The following is a 1,682-nucleotide window of genomic DNA, read 5'->3' on the forward strand; positions in this document are numbered from 1 at the left end:
CTAAGCCTCGATCCACCGATGAGCCTTCGGCGGGTGGCGTCGGCGTGATGGGCGCGGCGTGATCGGCTGCGGGCAGGGGTGAGTTCCGGGCGTCTCATCCCGGTTGTCCACTTCGTTCTCGGTCGTGCCGCTGGTGGCGGCGGTGGTCAGCTGGCCGCGGCCGGTGGTGGTGGTGCGTGCGTCGCGGTGAAGAGTCGGTCGAACGCGGTCTGCCAGGGCCAGGCGTCCGGCAGGTGCAGGATGATGCGGCGCGCCGTCCGTGCCAGTCGTGCCGGCACTGAGATGAGGGTGCGGCGAATCGTCGCGGTCGTTGCCCGGGCGAGCCGCCCGCCTCGGTCGGCGATGAGTCCAGCGGCGCGAGTGAGGTTGAATGCGATCACGGCGAGGACGAGCCATGCGCTGTTCGCGGTGAACACTCCCGAGGGCAGGTGAGCGAGCGGGCCCGCCTTCAGGTCGGCGTGAACTTGCTCGATGATCGCGTGCCCGCGGTGGGTCTTGTCCGCCGCGACGGTTCCCATTGTCTGCTTGTCGGTGGTGGTGAAGAACGCGTGGTGCCGGTAGCTGTCGAACAAGGTCGGCTGCTCGACCTGCTTGGGGTTCAGGTCTGGGATCCGTCGGACCACCAGTCGTCCTTCAACCCGTTCGGCCTTCTTCCGGGAACGGAACGCTGTGAAGGGCACCTCGGCGACCTCGGCCTTCGAGATCCACCGGCCCGTGACCTCGTCACGGATCGCGTTCGGGTACTCGATCGTCTCCCACCCGTCCTCGGGGATCGTCGCGATCGCCGTCTTCACCGCGGGGTCCATCCGAACGGTGACGGACACGTCCGCGCCGGCCTTGATCGCGGTGCCGATGGTGGCGTGGCCGTAGAACGCGGAGTCCGCCCGCAGCAACGGCCGAACACTGCTGCCCAGGTCCATGCGGCGAAGCGTGGCGAGGGTGTCGGCGATGATCCTGGCCGCGCCTTTCGGGGAACCGGTCTTCCCCTGCCGCAACCGCTGGGCGAGGATCACCGGCGCTGAGGTCGTCGTCGACGCTGTCGCGACGAGGGCGTTGAGGCCGCGGACGCCGGAGTACCCGAACGACGCTCCCTGCTTCTGATACCCGTGGACCTCGATGATCGTGTCGTCCACGTCGACCATCACCCGCTCACCGTCCCGGATCTGCAGCAGCGGCGCGGCCGATGCGAGGTTCACCAGCGTCCGTGAGGCGACGGCATCGAGCTGGCGGACGTGCCCGAACCGGAACTCCCGCAGGAACGAGCCCAGCGTCGACGGTGCATACGTCCGATCGAACAACCGGCCCATCCCGCCATGACGCAGCAGATTCATGTCGTCGATCGAGTCCGCGCCAGCGAGCATCCCCGCGACCAGCGCCATCACCTTGCCGCCGGCGTTCGCACCCTTGTCCGTCGGGACGCTCAATCGCGACTGCGCGAGCTCATCAAGCCCCGCAGAACGGGCAAGACGGAGCATCGGGACCAGCCCCGCGACCGACACGAGATTCGGATCATCGAACACAGCCGACACGGCAACGGGAGCATGCTTGAATTGCACCTACGAGATGCCTCTCAGACTCGGGAAATAGGATCTTAGACAACCTCTATTCTTCCTGGTCAGAGGGGCATTTCTGCGTTACGACGCCAACTTAGCAAGCCTCCCCATCGGTGGATCGAGGCTAAG

Annotated in this window: 1 protein-coding gene; it reads right to left on the reverse strand. The window is 66.8% G+C overall.

What is annotated here, in order from left to right:
* Nucleotides 1–146 precede the first annotated feature (146 nt).
* Nucleotides 147–1,556: an IS1380 family transposase gene (locus QM019_RS12640; protein WP_282828767.1), complete on the reverse strand. Its 1,410-nt coding sequence runs from the start codon at nucleotides 1,554–1,556 to the stop codon at nucleotides 147–149.
* Between the last annotated feature and the right edge of the window lie 126 nt (nucleotides 1,557–1,682).

The organism is Gulosibacter sediminis, from assembly GCF_030011715.1.
In the GTDB taxonomy this organism is placed as follows: Bacteria; Actinomycetota; Actinomycetes; order Actinomycetales; family Microbacteriaceae; genus Gulosibacter; species Gulosibacter sediminis.